Annotated in this window: 17 protein-coding genes; 12 read left to right on the plus strand and 5 right to left on the minus strand. The window is 53.7% G+C overall.

Annotated elements, in window-relative coordinates; all coding sequences use genetic code 11:
* Positions 1-9: 9 nt before the first annotated feature.
* The 5 genes from aroC to G8S19_RS06810 are packed head-to-tail and all read left to right on the plus strand — an operon-like array spanning position 10 to position 3,587.
* A complete protein-coding gene (gene aroC, locus G8S19_RS06790; RefSeq protein WP_124021818.1) occupies positions 10-1,095 on the plus strand; it encodes a chorismate synthase in 1,086 nt (361 codons plus the stop codon).
* A 2-nt stretch (positions 1,096-1,097) separates the two neighbouring features.
* Complete coding sequence (mepA, locus tag G8S19_RS06795; RefSeq protein ID WP_061068236.1) at positions 1,098-1,922, plus strand: penicillin-insensitive murein endopeptidase; 825 nt, start codon at positions 1,098-1,100, stop codon at positions 1,920-1,922.
* Positions 1,922-2,731: a sulfite exporter TauE/SafE family protein gene (locus tag G8S19_RS06800; RefSeq protein WP_048211044.1), complete on the plus strand. Its 810-nt coding sequence runs from the start codon at positions 1,922-1,924 to the stop codon at positions 2,729-2,731. The genes mepA and G8S19_RS06800 overlap by 1 nt, the downstream gene beginning before the upstream one ends.
* On the plus strand, positions 2,731-3,279 hold the full coding sequence (locus G8S19_RS06805; RefSeq protein WP_003834819.1) for an elongation factor P hydroxylase: 549 nt from the start codon (positions 2,731-2,733) through the stop codon (positions 3,277-3,279). The genes G8S19_RS06800 and G8S19_RS06805 overlap by 1 nt, the downstream gene beginning before the upstream one ends.
* Positions 3,280-3,311: 32 nt before the next feature.
* Positions 3,312-3,587: a YfcL family protein gene (locus G8S19_RS06810; protein ID WP_003028163.1), complete on the plus strand. Its 276-nt coding sequence runs from the start codon at positions 3,312-3,314 to the stop codon at positions 3,585-3,587.
* A gap of 114 nt (positions 3,588-3,701) precedes the next feature.
* Here the strand turns inward: G8S19_RS06810 and mnmC are convergent, their stop codons facing one another.
* Positions 3,702-5,702, minus strand: coding sequence for a bifunctional tRNA (5-methylaminomethyl-2-thiouridine)(34)-methyltransferase MnmD/FAD-dependent 5-carboxymethylaminomethyl-2-thiouridine(34) oxidoreductase MnmC (gene mnmC / locus G8S19_RS06815; RefSeq protein WP_253686364.1), 2,001 nt, complete (start codon positions 5,700-5,702; stop codon positions 3,702-3,704).
* 159 nt (positions 5,703-5,861) lie between these two features.
* Here mnmC and fabB point away from each other — a divergent pair, with 159 nt between their 5' ends.
* Positions 5,862-7,076: a beta-ketoacyl-ACP synthase I gene (gene fabB, locus G8S19_RS06820; protein WP_003834815.1), complete on the plus strand. Its 1,215-nt coding sequence runs from the start codon at positions 5,862-5,864 to the stop codon at positions 7,074-7,076.
* Positions 7,077-7,126: 50 nt separating this feature from the next.
* Here the strand turns inward: fabB and G8S19_RS06825 are convergent, their stop codons facing one another.
* The 3 genes from G8S19_RS06825 to G8S19_RS06835 all read right to left on the minus strand — a co-directional run bounded on the left by G8S19_RS06825 (position 7,127) and on the right by G8S19_RS06835 (position 8,421).
* On the minus strand, positions 7,127-7,645 hold the full coding sequence (locus G8S19_RS06825) for a YbjP/YqhG family protein (protein ID WP_048218340.1): 519 nt from the start codon (positions 7,643-7,645) through the stop codon (positions 7,127-7,129).
* Entirely contained in the window at positions 7,645-8,013 is a 369-nt protein-coding gene (locus G8S19_RS06830) for a hypothetical protein (RefSeq protein WP_048218339.1), read from the minus strand. The genes G8S19_RS06825 and G8S19_RS06830 overlap by 1 nt, the downstream gene beginning before the upstream one ends.
* A gap of 150 nt (positions 8,014-8,163) precedes the next feature.
* Positions 8,164-8,421, minus strand: a complete 258-nt coding sequence (locus tag G8S19_RS06835) for a helix-turn-helix domain-containing protein (RefSeq protein ID WP_003028153.1) — start codon at positions 8,419-8,421, stop codon at positions 8,164-8,166.
* A gap of 171 nt (positions 8,422-8,592) precedes the next feature.
* On the opposite strand from G8S19_RS06835, the gene G8S19_RS06840 reads away from it, so the two are divergent.
* The gene (locus G8S19_RS06840) at positions 8,593-8,967 is read left to right on the plus strand and encodes a hypothetical protein (RefSeq protein WP_032949704.1); all 375 of its coding nucleotides are present in this window, start codon (positions 8,593-8,595) and stop codon (positions 8,965-8,967) included.
* A 179-nt stretch (positions 8,968-9,146) separates the two neighbouring features.
* Positions 9,147-10,325 (plus strand): MFS transporter, encoded by a 1,179-nt coding sequence (locus G8S19_RS06845; protein WP_253686366.1) that lies wholly within the window; start codon positions 9,147-9,149, stop codon positions 10,323-10,325.
* On the opposite strand, the gene flk is transcribed toward G8S19_RS06845, so the two are convergent.
* Positions 10,322-11,329 (minus strand): flagella biosynthesis regulator Flk, encoded by a 1,008-nt coding sequence (gene flk, locus G8S19_RS06850; RefSeq protein WP_253686612.1) that lies wholly within the window; start codon positions 11,327-11,329, stop codon positions 10,322-10,324. The genes G8S19_RS06845 and flk overlap by 4 nt on opposite strands.
* 108 nt (positions 11,330-11,437) lie before the next feature.
* On the opposite strand from flk, the gene pdxB reads away from it, so the two are divergent.
* From pdxB to G8S19_RS06870, 4 genes are all read left to right on the plus strand, one after another.
* Entirely contained in the window at positions 11,438-12,574 is a 1,137-nt protein-coding gene (gene pdxB, locus G8S19_RS06855; RefSeq protein WP_101742322.1) for a 4-phosphoerythronate dehydrogenase PdxB, read from the plus strand.
* A gap of 68 nt (positions 12,575-12,642) precedes the next feature.
* Positions 12,643-13,656 carry an aspartate-semialdehyde dehydrogenase gene (locus tag G8S19_RS06860; RefSeq protein WP_101742321.1) on the plus strand — a complete coding sequence of 338 codons (1,014 nt, stop codon included), beginning with the start codon at positions 12,643-12,645 and terminating at the stop codon, positions 13,654-13,656.
* Positions 13,656-14,468: a tRNA pseudouridine(38-40) synthase TruA gene (truA, locus tag G8S19_RS06865; RefSeq protein ID WP_003028142.1), complete on the plus strand. Its 813-nt coding sequence runs from the start codon at positions 13,656-13,658 to the stop codon at positions 14,466-14,468. The genes G8S19_RS06860 and truA overlap by 1 nt, the downstream gene beginning before the upstream one ends.
* A 24-nt stretch (positions 14,469-14,492) precedes the next feature.
* Positions 14,493-15,152: a DedA family protein gene (locus G8S19_RS06870; RefSeq protein WP_003028140.1), complete on the plus strand. Its 660-nt coding sequence runs from the start codon at positions 14,493-14,495 to the stop codon at positions 15,150-15,152.
* The last annotated feature ends 64 nt before the right edge of the window (positions 15,153-15,216 follow it).

The following is a 15,216-nucleotide window of genomic DNA, read 5'->3' on the forward strand; positions in this document are numbered from 1 at the left end:
GGAGCCGTGATGGCAGGAAATACAATTGGGCAACTCTTTCGCGTAACCACTTTCGGCGAATCACACGGGCTGGCGCTCGGTTGTATTGTCGATGGTGTTCCGCCGGGCATTTCTCTGACAGAAGCTGACCTGCAGCACGATCTCGACAGACGGCGTCCGGGCACATCGCGCTACACTACGCAGCGTCGTGAGCCGGATCAGGTGAAAATCCTCTCCGGGGTGTTCGAGGGCGTTACCACTGGCACCAGCATTGGCCTGCTGATCGAAAATACCGATCAGCGTTCACAGGATTATGGCGCGATCAAGGATGTTTTCCGTCCAGGACACGCCGACTATACCTATGAGCAGAAATATGGCCTGCGCGATTACCGTGGCGGCGGACGTTCATCCGCACGTGAAACGGCGATGCGCGTTGCGGCTGGCGCGATTGCCAAAAAATATCTGGCGGAAAAATTCGGCGTCGGAATTCGCGGTTGCCTGACGCAGATGGGTGATATTCCGCTGGAGATCAAGGACTGGTCTCAGGTCGAATTGAATCCCTTCTTTTGCCCGGACCCGGATAAAATTGAAGCGCTGGATGAACTGATGCGCGGGCTGAAGAAAGAGGGCGACTCCATCGGGGCGAAAGTAACCGTTGTTGCAAGCGGCGTACCTGCGGGTCTCGGCGAACCTGTATTCGACCGTCTGGATGCCGACATCGCCCATGCGCTGATGAGCATAAATGCCGTTAAGGGCGTTGAGATTGGCGACGGATTTGACGTTGTAGCGCTGCGCGGCAGTCAGAACCGCGATGAAATCACCAAAGACGGTTTTCAGAGCAACCATGCGGGCGGCATTTTGGGCGGGATCAGCAGCGGGCAACAAATTATTGCCCATATGGCGCTGAAACCGACGTCCAGTATTACCGTACCAGGGCGTACCATTAATCGCTTTGGTGAAGAAGTCGACATGATCACTAAAGGTCGTCACGATCCGTGCGTTGGGATCCGCGCAGTGCCGATCGCTGAAGCAATGCTGGCGATCGTGTTGATGGATCACTTGCTGCGTCAGCGGGCGCAAAATGCGGATGTGAAGACCGATATTCCACGCTGGTAAAAATGAAAAAAACGGCACTTGCGGCGCTGGCTCTGTTTGCCAGTACCGCCTGTCTGGCGGCGACGCCCTGGCAGAAAATTACCCATCCGGTTGCAGGCAGCGCGCAGTCTATCGGCGCGTTTTCCAATGGCTGTATAGTTGGCGCAGAGACGCTGCCTGTACAGTCAGAACACTATCAGGTAATGCGCACCGATCAGCGTCGTTACTTTGGCCATCCGGATCTGGTGAGGTTTATCCAGCGTCTGAGTAATCAGGCTAATAGTCAGGGGCTGGGCACGGTGTTAATCGGTGATATGGGCATGCCGGCCGGTGGGCGATTTAATGGCGGTCATGCCAGTCACCAGACCGGGCTGGATGTGGATATTTTCCTGCAACTGCCGAAAACGCGCTGGACCCAGTCACAACTGCTGCGGCCACAGGCGTTAGATCTGGTCTCGCAGGATGGTAAACGTGTTGTACCGTCCCTGTGGAAGCCGGAGATTTTCAGCCTGGTAAGGCTGGCTGCAAAAGATAATGAAGTAACGCGTATTTTCGTGAATCCGGCGATTAAGCAACAACTTTGTCTGGATGCAGGGACCGACAGGGACTGGTTGCGTAAAGTGCGGCCATGGTTCCAGCACCGTGCGCATATGCACGTCCGGTTACGTTGCCCTGCCGACAGCCTTGAGTGCGAAGATCAACCGTTACCGCCACCGGGTGACGGCTGCGGCGCGGAGCTGCAAAGCTGGTTCGAACCTCCGAAACCTGGAACCACCAAGCCTGAGAAGAAGACACCGCCGCCGTTGCCGCCTTCCTGCCAGGCGCTACTGGACGAGCATGTACTCTAATGGATCATTTTGCCTCTCTGTTTATGGTGACGCCACTGCTGTTAGGTGTGCTTTTTTTTGTGGCGATGCTGGCAGGTTTTATTGATTCTTTGGCCGGAGGCGGTGGTTTACTCACCATCCCGGCATTGATGGCGGCCGGGATGCCACCTGCGCAAGCTCTGGCCACCAATAAATTGCAGGCCTGCGGGGGATCTATCTCTTCCTCCCTCTATTTTATTCGTCGTGGCGTGGTTAATCTGGCGGATCAGAAGCTCAATATCTTCATGACCTTTATCGGCTCAATGAGCGGCGCGCTGCTGGTTCAGCATGTGCAGTCAGACATTTTGCGCCAGATCCTGCCGGTTCTGGTTATCTGTATTGGCCTTTACTTTCTGTTAATGCCGAAAGTAGGGGAAGAGGACCGGCAGCGTCGATTGCACGGGCTGCCTTTCGCGCTGGTGGCCGGAGGCTGCGTCGGTTTTTACGATGGCTTTTTTGGCCCGGCGGCGGGGTCGTTCTACGCGCTGGCCTTTGTCATGCTGTGCGGCTACAACCTGGCGAAATCGACGGCCCACGCCAAAGTATTAAATGCCACCTCGAATATCGGTGGGCTGCTGTTGTTTGCCCTCGGCGGTAAAGTGATTTGGGCGACCGGATTTGTGATGCTTATTGGCCAGTTTATTGGCGCACGGATGGGCTCTCGACTGGTGCTCAGCAAAGGACAAAAACTCATTCGGCCAATGATTGTCATCGTCTCCGCCGTGATGAGCGCCAAGCTACTTTATGATAATCATGGACAGGAGATTCTCCACTGGCTGGGGATGAACTAATGAATAATACGCATCACTACGAACAGTTAATTGAGATTTTTAACGGCTGCTTTGCCGATGAATTTAATACCCGTCTGATTAAAGGCGACGACGAACCGATCTATCTTCCTGCGGATGCGGAATTACCGTATCACCGTATCGTTTTTGCGCATGGTTATTACGCCAGTGCGTTACACGAAATTTCACACTGGTGCATCGCCGGTAAAGCCCGTCGTGAGCTGGTCGATTTTGGTTACTGGTACTGCCCGGACGGACGCGACGCGAAGACACAATGCCAGTTTGAAGATGTGGAAGTGAAGCCGCAGGCGTTTGACTGGTTGTTTTGCATGGCGGCGGGGTACCCGTTTAACGTCAGTTGCGACAACCTCGAAGGGGACTTTGAACCGGACCGCGTGGTATTCCAGCGCCGTGTTCATGCTCAGGTAATGGAGTACCTGGAAAAGGGGATCCCTGAACGTCCAGCGCGTTTTATTAACGCGTTACAGAATTATTATCACACGCCTGAACTTACGGCGGAACAATTCCCGTGGCCCGAAGCGCTCAACTGAAGCCGCTGCCACGTTTACAATGAGGAAAGAAGATGATCGCGGAGTTTGAATCACGCATTCTGGCATTAATCGACGATATGGTAGAGCACGCCAGCGATGATGAGTTGTTTGCCAGTGGTTATTTGCGTGGGCACCTGACGCTGGCTGTGGCTGAGCTGGATGCTGGCGAGGACCATTCCGCTGAGGCATTGTACGCCAATGTGACCAGCAGCCTGGAAAAAGCCATCAGCGCTGGCGAACTCTCGCCGCGTGACCAGGCGTTAGTGAAAGAGATGTGGGACACTTTATTTCAAAAGGCAACGCAATAATAATTGCAGTGGATTGTGCCGGATGGCGACGCGAAGGCGTCTTATCCGGCCTACGTGGACGGGGATTGTTGGCCTGATAAGCGTAGCGCCATCAGGCAATGATGAGATGGTATCTTATTTCACCGCTTTACCCTTCAATAACTTCCTTACCCACAGACGATTCGGATTCAGCGCAGCCAGCGTGCTGGCATCCATAGGGATAGGTTCATCGCTCATTTGCGATGCCAGAATTTCTGCACATAGCGGGGCAGTACACAGCCCGCGCGAGCCCAGCGCACCCAACATAAATAAATCGGAATAAACCGGGGCGTTTACGGCGTGCTCTCTGTCTTCGGCAAGAGTGGCATACTGGCTGAGCGTGGCGTCATAATCCGCGACGTTGCCGACCATTGGCATGTGATCGCGCGTGGCGCAGCGCACGCCACAACGGGCGGCATTGCCACTAACGTCTACTTCTTTTGCCCACGCGGCATTCGGGAAACAATCTATTAAGCGCTGACGGTTTTGCTGCTGATCGTCAGCGCGATACACCGTTTCTTCACTTCCGCGATGATAGCTGGCGCCAATGCAGTGCTGCTGGTTTTGCGGGTTGTGCGGCGTGAGGTAGCCGTCATAGCACAGCACCTGACGCAGCGCTGAAAGCGAAGGCGTAGCAGGAATGTGACTCACCTGACCGCCTACGGAGTACACCGGTAGCGACTGCGTTTGTTCAACGCTGTTAATGCGATGCCCGTTAGCCAGAACTACCGCAGCGTGAGTGGCGGTTGCTCCACTGGCAAACGCCAATTTCCAGTTTTCTGTCTGTCGAGACAGTGAGGCCAGCGTATGTTGATACCGGGTGCGTAATCCCAGCGTTGCGGCATAGTCGAATACGGCGGCGGTTAACTGTGCCGGACATAGCCATCCTCCGGCGGGGTACTGAATCCCGCCGCATCCGGTTTTTACGCCTGTCGTTTGTAAAACCTGCTCTGCGTCAACCCCGACGGCGAGCGCATCGGGCAATTCAAGGGACAACATTTGGTCGATTTTTTGCTGGCTTTTCTCATCCCACGCCAGTTGCGTCACGCCGCACCAGTCATGCGCGAACTCAACGGGGAGGGCGTCATACAGCCGGCGGGCGAAAGTAAACGCGGTGGGGAAAAAGAGATTAATGGCCGCGTCATGCTTGCTCAGTAGCGGATAAAGAGCGCCCTGGCGATTGCCGGATGCACCCCCGGCTGGGTTGTCGTCGGCGCAATAGAGCGTGACCTGCCAGCCGCGGCGTAGTAACGCCAACGACAGCAATGCGCTGGCAACCCCCCCGCCAATAATGGCGGCTTCGCGTTTATCTGTTCCGGTACGTGCAAACCAGGGTGCCGAGGAGGGGAGCGCCAGCGTCTTATCCATTACGCCACAAAGCATTTCTCGTTTGCGACCAAAGCCTTTGCATTTTTGCATCGTAAATCCGGCTTCCTGCAATCCCCGACGCACAAAGCCTGCTGAGGTGAAGGTCGCCAGCGTGCCGCCGGGGCGAGCCAGACGGGCCATTGCGTTAAACAGCGTTGGCGTCCACATATCCGGATTTTTTGCCGGCGCGAAACCGTCCAGAAACCAGGCATCCACTTTTTGATTCAGGGAGTCATCCAGCTTGCTGGTCAGTTCATTAATATCACCAAACCACAGATCCAGCGTGACGCGTCCTTCATCAAGGAGCAGGCGATGGCATCCCGCTAACGGCAGCGGCCATTGCTCTTGTAGCGCCGTGGCCCACGGGGCAAGTTCTGGCCAGTGCTGATGGGCTAAGGTCAGATCTTCACGCGTCAGCGGAAATTTTTCAAAACTGATGAAATGTAATCTTTCCAGGGTAGCGTCAGGGTGGGTATCGCGGAATTCGGCAAATGCCTGCCAGAGTGTCAGGAAGTTAAGTCCGGTGCCAAACCCGCTTTCTGCCACCACGAAGAGGGGACGTGAATGTGCAGGGAATCGCTGGGCGAGATGATTCCCGCCGAGAAAGACGTAACGTGTCTCTTCCAGCCCGTTATCATTAGAAAAATAGACATCGTCAAAATCTCGGGAAACAGGTGTACCCTCAGCGTTGAATTCAAGGTTGGCAGGTTGTATAGCGTATTGTTTCACGTAAGTTACTCGTCTGGCAGGCTGTGCCCCGATCTTAGCGATGAGTGCCTGGCTGCGCAAATTTCCACATTAAATGGCTGATCGGACTTGTTCGGCGTACAAGTGTACGCTATTGTGCCACTCGAAACTTTAAAATAGTGCGACTTACAGAGGTATTGAATGAAACGTGCAGTGATTACTGGCTTGGGCATCGTTTCCAGCATCGGTAATAACCAGCAGGAAGTCCTGGCATCTCTGCGTGAAGGACGTTCAGGGATCACTTTCTCTCAGGAGCTGAAGGACTCCGGCATGCGTAGCCACGTATGGGGCAACGTAAAACTGGATACCACTGGCCTCATTGACCGCAAAGTAGTGCGCTTCATGAGCGACGCATCCATCTATGCATTCCTTTCTATGGAACAGGCTGTGGCTGATGCCGGCCTTGCAGCAGAAGATTACCAGAATAACCCGCGCGTTGGCCTGATTGCAGGTTCCGGCGGCGGCTCCCCGCGTTTTCAGGTGTTCGGTGCTGACGCAATGCGTAGCCCGCGTGGCCTGAAAGCGGTTGGCCCGTATGTGGTCACCAAAGCGATGGCGTCCGGCGTTTCTGCCTGCCTCGCAACGCCGTTCAAAATCCACGGCGTAAACTACTCTATCAGCTCTGCCTGTGCGACATCTGCGCACTGTATCGGCAACGCAGTAGAACAAATTCAGCTGGGCAAACAAGACATCGTTTTCGCTGGCGGCGGCGAAGAGCTGTGCTGGGAAATGGCGTGTGAATTCGACGCCATGGGCGCGCTGTCTACCAAATATAACGACGATCCATCCAAAGCTTCCCGTACCTATGACGCACACCGTGACGGTTTCGTTATTGCTGGCGGCGGTGGTATGGTCGTGGTCGAAGAGCTGGAACACGCTCTGGCACGTGGCGCGCACATCTATGCGGAAATCGTCGGTTACGGCGCAACGTCCGATGGCGCAGACATGGTTGCTCCGTCTGGCGAAGGCGCAGTACGTTGCATGCAGATGGCGATGCACGGCGTAGACACGCCGATCGACTACCTGAACTCCCACGGTACTTCTACTCCGGTAGGCGACGTGAAAGAGCTGGGTGCGATTCGTGAAGTGTTTGGCGACAACAGCCCGGCAATCTCCGCAACCAAAGCCATGACCGGTCACTCACTGGGCGCGGCTGGCGTTCAGGAAGCTATCTACTCTCTGCTGATGCTGGAACACGGCTTTATCGCGCCAAGCATCAACATTGAAGAACTGGACGAGCAGGCGGCAGGTCTGAACATCGTGACCAAACCGACCGAGCAGGCGCTGACGACTGTTATGTCTAACAGCTTCGGTTTTGGCGGCACCAACGCTACGCTGGTTATGCGTAAGCTGTAAGCGTAAGACTGAAAGATTATGCAAGAGGGGAGCCTGATGGCTCCCTTTTTTTATCTGTTCATCTTTTCGTATTCCGGCGCGATTTGTGCGGACCAGGTTTTAGCGCGTGCAATATCACCGGCGCTGTAGATAGGGTGTTCAAATTGATTGTCCAGATCCCGTACGCGGTAAATTTTCCAGCGTCCTTCTTCCCAACGCGTATACACCTCCAGCTGTATGGGGGCTTCTCCCCTCGGCCCGCCTAATTGTACTTCCACCGTTTCGCCACCGAGAAACGGCTGAGCGGGTTTAACCCGTAACAGCGGGATCCACTCCGGATCGTAATCCTGAACGTACATAAAGTAGTCCGAATTCAGTATTTCCTGCTCGTAAAGGCTGTCAATCAGAGCCAGACGATTGATAACGTCTTTCGCCACATAGCGTTGCATGAGTGCGGATGTATCCCGCTCTTGTGTGTAAGCGGACATCCATGCGAGATAGAATAGTTTTACATCCCGGGAGCTGTCGTGGCGCGCCGCAGAGCAGCCGCAAAGTAACAAAACCAGAGCAACCAGCGAGAGCGATTTCATTATGGTTTCCTGTAAATAGTAAATGACGGTTTTGCCGCCCGATAGCCAGGTCCGGCCCACATATCACGTTGTCTAAAATCGGAGTACCACGCCTGACCGTCAAATATCGCCATATGCCCGCTTGGGTTTCCTCCCTCATAAGGCTGAATGATGATGACATCTCCTGCCCGGGGCTGTTCAAATGTGCCGATGGGGCTGAAACCGGCACTTCTTAGCATGGGGCCATAATCTTTGGCATGATAAGTATGCCCAAGAGTGATGCCTCCTGCCTGAATGGCTTTGCGGGTATATTCCGCACAGCGTCCTTGAGAATGTGACCCCGCGTGTGATTTAGCGTGATTAACTGCTGTTGTTTTATTCCAGCTCATCGATGTTCCTGTTAATTGATTATGTAATAACAACGTGTATTTCTTTAACAGGATTCAAACTGATAAAAATGACCGATAATGCTATTAATATCTTTAATACATTAGCCTTTAATATAAAATAATTGGTTGAATGAATTTTTATTAATTTATTTATAATTGATGGTTATTTTTTTTTGGGGTTTGTTTCTCTGATTTAGAGAGATAGCGTGATGGCCAAATTACGTCCGGCGTAGTTTCAAGCGCCTGCGCGATGATCAGCTCCGCCCGAGGCCAACTGCGGGTAAATACATTGCGTAAAGAGTCGGGAGATAACCCCGCTGAACGCGAAAGCTCTCTGAGCGTAATACCTCTTTTTTCCAGTGCACTTTTAATATCTGCACGATGCCAGTCTTGGCTTTTGTGTTCCATTCTGTAATCCTAAGAAGATGTGTTATCGGCACCGATATTTTTCAGGTTATAAATTAGAAAGACAAAAGAACGTTACTTTCTTTTTATCGTAGGAATATTGCCAGAATTAATTTGAAATTTCGCGAAAAAGAAAAAATATTTTTATTTCATCAGCAGAAAGGAAAGAAACTGATGGTAAAAGAGTGGTTCACGGTGAAGGAGTGTCTTGAATTGCCAGGGTTTCCGAGAAGCGCACCCGCTGTACGCTTGCGCTTAAATACCTACAGTGAAGGAAAAGCGGGTGTCAAACGTAAGCGCGCGAAGTCTAAGGCCGAGGAATTTCATATTTCAGTGTTTCCGCTGTATGTACGCTCGTATCTGAATGAAAATGAGAACACAGTAGCACCAGACCACAATATCGCGCAGGAAGCCGAACCTAAAGAGATTTGGGATATGATGTTCCGACTCCTGACGCCGCATCAACGTGAGCAGGTAACCGGGAAGTTCAGAGCGAAAGGCATTGATGCGGTATTTCCCTTTTTGTTTGTAGAGAAGTCAGCATTTTGATATACGCACCTGTGCTTTCACAGTTGACAGTCGGGGGCACTCGCAGGCAGACTCCAGCTTCAACATTATCCTCTTGATAATGCGTAAGCGTTTAACGTTATCCAACGCACCTTAATCCTGATAGTCAGGTAGAGGGGGCGTGGGCATTCCTCGCCTTACTCTGCATTTTGGAGTAACGCATGACAGCTGTAACCCAACAAGAAAAAACACCTTCGGCGAACGTTTCGCTGTTTCGCATCGCTTTTGCGGTTTTCCTGACCTATATGACGGTCGGTTTACCTTTGCCCGTCATTCCTCTGTTTGTGCACCAGGAGCTGGGCTATGGCAATACCATGGTCGGCATCGCCGTCGGCGTACAGTTTCTGGCGACGGTATTAACACGCGGCTACGCCGGGCGGTTAGCCGATCAATATGGTGCCAAACGCTCGGCGCTACAGGGGATGTTTGCCTGTGGGCTGGCGGGTGCGGCGTGGCTTTTAGCCGCGCTATTACCTGTTTCTGTTCCCGTAAAATTTGCGTTGCTAATCGTCGGTCGTTTGATCCTCGGTTTTGGCGAAAGTCAGTTGCTCACCGGAACGCTGACCTGGGGGCTGGGGCTGGTTGGGCCAACGCGTTCCGGCAAGGTGATGTCGTGGAACGGGATGGCGATTTACGGCGCGCTGGCCGCGGGGGCGCCGCTGGGGCTTTTGATCCACAGCCACTTTGGCTTTGCGGCGCTGGCAGGTACCACGATGGTATTACCGCTGCTGGCATGGGCATTCAATGGCACCGTGCGCAAAGTGCCTGCACATGCAGGAGAGCGTCCTTCGTTATGGAGTGTGGTAGGGCTTATCTGGAAACCGGGTCTGGGCCTGGCGCTGCAGGGCGTGGGTTTTGCGGTAATCGGTACCTTTATTTCGCTCTATTTTGTCAGCAACGGCTGGACGATGGCGGGTTTCACCCTGACCGCATTTGGCGGGGCGTTTGTGCTGATGCGTATTCTGTTTGGCTGGATGCCGGACCGGTTTGGCGGCGTGAAGGTTGCCGTTGTTTCGTTGCTGGTTGAAACCGCGGGTCTGATTTTGCTGTGGCAGGCGCCATCGGCCTGGGTTGCACTGCTTGGAGCGGCATTAACCGGGGCCGGGTGTTCGCTTATCTTCCCGGCCTTGGGCGTCGAGGTGGTGAAGCGAGTACCCGCGCAGGTTCGCGGTACGGCGCTGGGCGGTTACGCCGCGTTTCAGGATATCTCCTACGGCATAAGCGGTCCGGTCGCCGGGGTGCTGGCCACTGCGTACGGTTATTCCTCAGTGTTCCTTGCCGGGGCGATATCCGCTGTGGTGGGGATTATTGTAACGTTGCTTACGCTGCGTAAAGGTTAAGCGACCAGCCAGAAAATGGCTAACGCAATCATCAATGCAACAAACAACAGTCCCGGTCGTGCCGACAGAGATTTAACCGTTTCAATCACTGGTGCGAACGGGCTGAAAATGGGTTGAAGATGACGCGGATCGTTTAATTCCTGCTCCCGGTCACGTTCCACGCGGCGCAGGAAGATTTGATTGAGCAAGTCCAGCACCTGCACCGTGGTCAGAATCGATTGTGGTTGGATCTGATACGTCTGCTGTGCATACTCTTTTATTGCCGTCAGCTCATTCGGCTCTAATGGCAGTTTTAGCGCCGCCTGGAGCGTTTGTAGCGTCGGGGCGCTTTGCAGGCTGAGCGTCTGGCGCGCCTGCAACCATGTCACCAGATGCGTAAATTGTTTGGCGGGGATCAGCTCGCCGCTTTTTACGCCAGACAGCTCCAGCATTGACTGCCAGATCATTTTCCCCGACTCTCCCGTGGCGGCCGCCAGCTTAGTGACCAACTGGTTCAGCGTATTGTGCTCGGCGGGTAATAAAGGGCGATCGGTTGCCGGCCGCTGTTGTGGCTGCGGAATTGAAAGCTGCCCTTGCTGCAATAGCGTGAGCACGTTCTTCAACTGCTCTGGCGTGAGCTGGCTGAGCGCTGTCTGCCCGTACTGTTGACGGATGAAATCACTCACCGCCTGGCGATTATTTCCCTGACTCAGTAATTCAGTGAGCTGCGACAGAACCTGACGGTTAGCATGATTCTGCTGAGCAACCCCCAGACGCTGATTCAGGTTTTGTTCTGCTGCGGGGAAGTGACGTGACTGCAGCGGTGTATCGTTTTTAACGCCCAAATCGTGCTTCATTCCAGCCCACACCTCAGCGCTTTGCTGTTGGGTAAGCGAAATCAAACGGGTAATCAGTCGTTCCAGTACGGTACGTTGTTGTGTGGATAACGGTTGTTCACCCGCAGCGGAAGGGGCATTTTGGCCTTCGCCGGGAGGGCGGGCGGGCGTACCTGAAATGGGCTGCATCATCTCTGTTCCTTAAATCTGTGCTGACCAGGTCTCGCAGTATGCCTGGCGGCGAGATTATGGCACACTTGCCCGGTTAACTCTCGTTCTCAAACAGGTGCGAAAGACGTGAAAATCCTCGTTGATGAAAATATGCCCTATGCCCGCGAACTGTTCAGTCGTTTGGGGGAGGTCAAAGCGGTTCCTGGTCGTCCGATTCCCGTTGCCGAACTGGATGATGCGGATGCGTTAATGGTGCGTTCGGTGACGAAAGTAAATGAATCACTGCTTAGTGGAAAACCGGTTAAATTTGTCGGTACGGCAACCGCTGGTACAGACCATGTGGATGACGCCTGGCTTGCGCAGGCGGGGATCGGTTTTTCCGCCGCGCCCGGTTGTAACGCGATAGCGGTCGTAGAATATGTTTTTTCAGCGTTGCTGATGCTGGCGGAGCGTGATGGGTTTGCGTTACGCGATCGCACCGTAGGCATTGTGGGGGTGGGCAACGTGGGTGGGCGTTTGCAGGCGCGCCTGGAAGCATTAGGGATCCGCACGCTGCTGTGCGATCCACCGCGTGCCGATCGGGGCGACGAGGGCGATTTCCGCTCGCTGGACGAACTGGTAGAGCAAGCTGATGTGCTGACTTTCCATACGCCGCTGTTCAAAGATGGACCCTACAAAACGCTGCATCTGGCGGATGAGGCGCTGATTAGCCGTCTGAAACCGGGCACCATTCTGATTAATGCCTGCCGCGGACCTGTCGTGGATAATTCCGCCTTACTGAACCGACTCAACGCCGGGCAGCCGCTGAGCGTTGTGCTGGATGTCTGGGAAGGAGAGCCGGATCTCAATGTGGCGTTGCTGGAGAAAGCCGATATCGGCACGGCGCACATTGCCGGGTATACCCTCGAAGGAAAAGCGCGTGGCACCACGCAGGTCTTTGAGGCCTATAGTAAGTTTATTGGTCACGAGCAGCACGTTGCGCTCAGTACCCTGTTACCCGCACCGGAATTTGGTCGTATCACCCTGCATGGCCCGTTAGATCAGCCAACGCTGAAAAGGTTGGTTCATTTAGTGTATGATGTGCGCCGCGATGATGCGCCGCTGCGCAAAGTCGCTGGAATTCCGGGTGAATTTGATAAACTGCGCAAGAATTATCTTGAGCGGCGTGAATGGTCGTCTTTATATGTGATGTGTGACGACGCAGCCGCTGCTGCCCTGCTGTGTAAGCTGGGTTTTAACGCCGTTCATCATCCGGCACATTAATGTCTTCTTAATGCTCCCTGTCGAATAATGCGACAGGGACGCTTACGTATTTCTTGGAGTAAATCACCATGTCTGAAGGCTGGAATATTGCCATTCTGGGCGCAACGGGCGCCGTAGGCGAAGCCCTGCTCGATACGCTGGCTGAACGCCAGTTCCCGGTCGGTGAAATCTATGCGCTGGCGCGTAATGAAAGCGCCGGTGAGCATCTGCGTTTTAACGGTAAATCGGTCATAGTGCAGGACGTTGCAGACTTTGACTGGACGCAGGCACAGCTGGCATTTTTTGTTGCGGGCACTGAAGCCACCGCGGCATGGGCTGAAGAAGCAACCAATGCCGGTTGTCTGGTTATTGACAGCAGTGGTCTGTTTGCGCTCGAGCCTGACGTTCCGCTGGTCGTCCCGGACGTTAACCCATTTGTACTGGCGGATTACCGCAATCGTAATGTTATCGCGGTGCCAAACAGCCTGACCAGCCAGCTGCTTTCCGCGCTGAAACCGCTGATCGATGACGGTGGTCTTTCGCGTATTACGGTGACCAATATTATTTCGGCTTCCGCTCACGGTAAAAAAGCGGTGGATGCGCTGGCCGGACAGAGTGCGAAACTGCTTAACGGCATCCCGATTGACGAAGATGATTTCTTTGGCCGTCAGTTGGCATTCAACATGCTGCCGTTGTTGCCCGATCGTGAAGGTAGCGTGCGTGAAGAGCGTCGTATCGTCGATGAAGTGCGAAAAATTATGCAGGATGATGGTCTGCTCATCTCAGCCAGCATCGTGCAGTCCCCGGTATTTTATGGCCACGCGCAGATGGTGAATTTTGAGGCTCTGCGTCCGTTGGCGGCGGAAGAAGCACGCGACGCGTTTTCGCGCGGTGAAGACGTGGTGTTGTCGGAAGAGACCGACTTCCCGACCCAGGTTGGCGATGCATCGGGCACGCCGCACCTTTCTATTGGCTGCGTGCATAACGATTACGGTATGCCGGAGCAAGTTCAGTTCTGGTCTGTGGCAGACAACGTGCGCTTTGGCGGCGCGTTAATGGCGGTGAAAATTGCGGAAAAACTGGTGCAGGAGTACCTGTACTAATGTCTGACCAGCAACAGCCGTCAACCCATAAAATTGCGCTGGGCATTGAGTATGACGGCAGCAAATATTATGGCTGGCAGCGCCAGAACGAAGTGCGTAGCGTTCAGGAAAAACTGGAAAAAGCGCTCTCTCAGGTGGCGAATGAACGCATTAATGTCTTTTGTGCGGGACGCACGGATGCGGGCGTTCATGGCACAGGGCAGGTTGTTCACTTTGAAACGACGGCACAGCGTAAAGATGCGGCCTGGACACTGGGGGTAAATGCGAATTTACCTGGTGACATCGCCGTGCGCTGGGTGAAAGCTGTACCTGATGATTTTCATGCCCGATTTAGCGCCACGGCTCGCCGTTATCGCTACATCATCTACAATCATCGGTTGCGCCCTGCGGTTTTGGGTAAAGGGGTAACCCATTACTATGAACCACTGGACGCTGAGCGTATGCATCGTGCAGCCCAGTGTCTGATTGGCGAAAATGATTTTACCTCGTTCCGGGCGGTACAGTGCCAGTCGCGCACACCGTGGCGTAACGTGATGCACATTAACGTCGAACGTTTCGGTGCATATGTGGTGGTGGATATTAAAGCGAATGCCTTTGTACATCATATGGTCAGGAATATTGTCGGCAGCCTGATGGAAGTTGGCGCCAACAACCAGCCGGAGAGCTGGATAGCAGAACTGTTAGCGGCAAAGGACAGAACGCTGGCAGCGGCAACGGCGAAAGCGGAAGGACTGTATCTGGTTGCAGTAGATTACCCGGACCGGTTCGACCTGCCAAAACCGCCTATGGGCCCGCTATTTCTGGCGGACTAATTTGAGTCGTATAAAGGCAAAACTATGGACCTGATTTACTTTCTTATCGATTTTATCCTGCACATTGATGTGCACCTGGCGGAGCTGGTTGCGGAATACGGTATCTGGGTATACGCCATTCTGTTTCTGATCCTGTTCTGTGAAACCGGGCTGGTGGTGACACCATTCCTGCCAGGGGACTCACTGCTGTTTGTTGCTGGTGCGCTTTCTGCGCTGCCGACCAATGATCTCAATGTTCATCTGATGGTGGCACTGATGATTGTGGCGGCGATTGTGGGCGATGCAGTGAACTACACGATTGGCCGATTGTTCGGGGAAAAACTTTTCAGTAATCCGAATTCCAAAATTTTCCGCCGCAGCTACCTGGATAAAACCCATGCGTTCTACGAGCGTCATGGCGGTAAGACGATTATCCTGGCGCGTTTCGTGCCTATCGTGCGTACATTTGCGCCGTTTGTTGCCGGTATGGGACATATGTCCTACCGTCACTTTGCGATGTATAACGTCGTAGGTGCATTGCTGTGGGTATTGTTGTTCACCTACGCAGGCTACCTGTTCGGCGATCTGCCGATCGTCCAGGAAAACCTGAAATTATTGATTGTGGCGATTATCGTCCTTTCCGTATTGCCGGGGGTGATTGAAGTAATTCGCCATAAGCGTGCTGCGTCACGGGCTGCAAAATAGAAAGTAACTCAGCGGTTCGACCACTTTTTTATCCAAAGTTTCGGGCTGTTATGTTTTAATGTGC

The sequence above is a fragment of the Citrobacter sp. SX206 genome (genome assembly GCF_024181025.1).
In the GTDB taxonomy this organism is placed as follows: Bacteria; Pseudomonadota; Gammaproteobacteria; order Enterobacterales; family Enterobacteriaceae; genus Citrobacter; species Citrobacter youngae.

What these genes read in the sequence shown, in the direction of transcription:
- G8S19_RS06845 (WP_253686366.1), top strand. Translation starts at nt 9,147, where the DNA reads ATGACAGCTGTAACCCAACAAGAAAAAACACCTTCGGCGAACGTTTCG.
- G8S19_RS06860 (WP_101742321.1), top strand. Translation starts at nt 12,643, where the DNA reads ATGTCTGAAGGCTGGAATATTGCCATTCTGGGCGCAACGGGCGCCGTA.
- G8S19_RS06800 (WP_048211044.1), top strand. Translation starts at nt 1,922, where the DNA reads ATGGATCATTTTGCCTCTCTGTTTATGGTGACGCCACTGCTGTTAGGT.
- G8S19_RS06825 (WP_048218340.1), bottom strand. Translation starts at nt 7,645, where the DNA reads ATGAAATCGCTCTCGCTGGTTGCTCTGGTTTTGTTACTTTGCGGCTGC.
- mepA (WP_061068236.1), top strand. Translation starts at nt 1,098, where the DNA reads ATGAAAAAAACGGCACTTGCGGCGCTGGCTCTGTTTGCCAGTACCGCC.
- G8S19_RS06830 (WP_048218339.1), bottom strand. Translation starts at nt 8,013, where the DNA reads ATGAGCTGGAATAAAACAACAGCAGTTAATCACGCTAAATCACACGCG.
- G8S19_RS06805 (WP_003834819.1), top strand. Translation starts at nt 2,731, where the DNA reads ATGAATAATACGCATCACTACGAACAGTTAATTGAGATTTTTAACGGC.
- G8S19_RS06810 (WP_003028163.1), top strand. Translation starts at nt 3,312, where the DNA reads ATGATCGCGGAGTTTGAATCACGCATTCTGGCATTAATCGACGATATG.
- G8S19_RS06870 (WP_003028140.1), top strand. Translation starts at nt 14,493, where the DNA reads ATGGACCTGATTTACTTTCTTATCGATTTTATCCTGCACATTGATGTG.
- fabB (WP_003834815.1), top strand. Translation starts at nt 5,862, where the DNA reads ATGAAACGTGCAGTGATTACTGGCTTGGGCATCGTTTCCAGCATCGGT.
- G8S19_RS06840 (WP_032949704.1), top strand. Translation starts at nt 8,593, where the DNA reads ATGGTAAAAGAGTGGTTCACGGTGAAGGAGTGTCTTGAATTGCCAGGG.
- aroC (WP_124021818.1), top strand. Translation starts at nt 10, where the DNA reads ATGGCAGGAAATACAATTGGGCAACTCTTTCGCGTAACCACTTTCGGC.
- truA (WP_003028142.1), top strand. Translation starts at nt 13,656, where the DNA reads ATGTCTGACCAGCAACAGCCGTCAACCCATAAAATTGCGCTGGGCATT.
- flk (WP_253686612.1), bottom strand. Translation starts at nt 11,329, where the DNA reads ATGCAGCCCATTTCAGGTACGCCCGCCCGCCCTCCCGGCGAAGGCCAA.
- G8S19_RS06835 (WP_003028153.1), bottom strand. Translation starts at nt 8,421, where the DNA reads ATGGAACACAAAAGCCAAGACTGGCATCGTGCAGATATTAAAAGTGCA.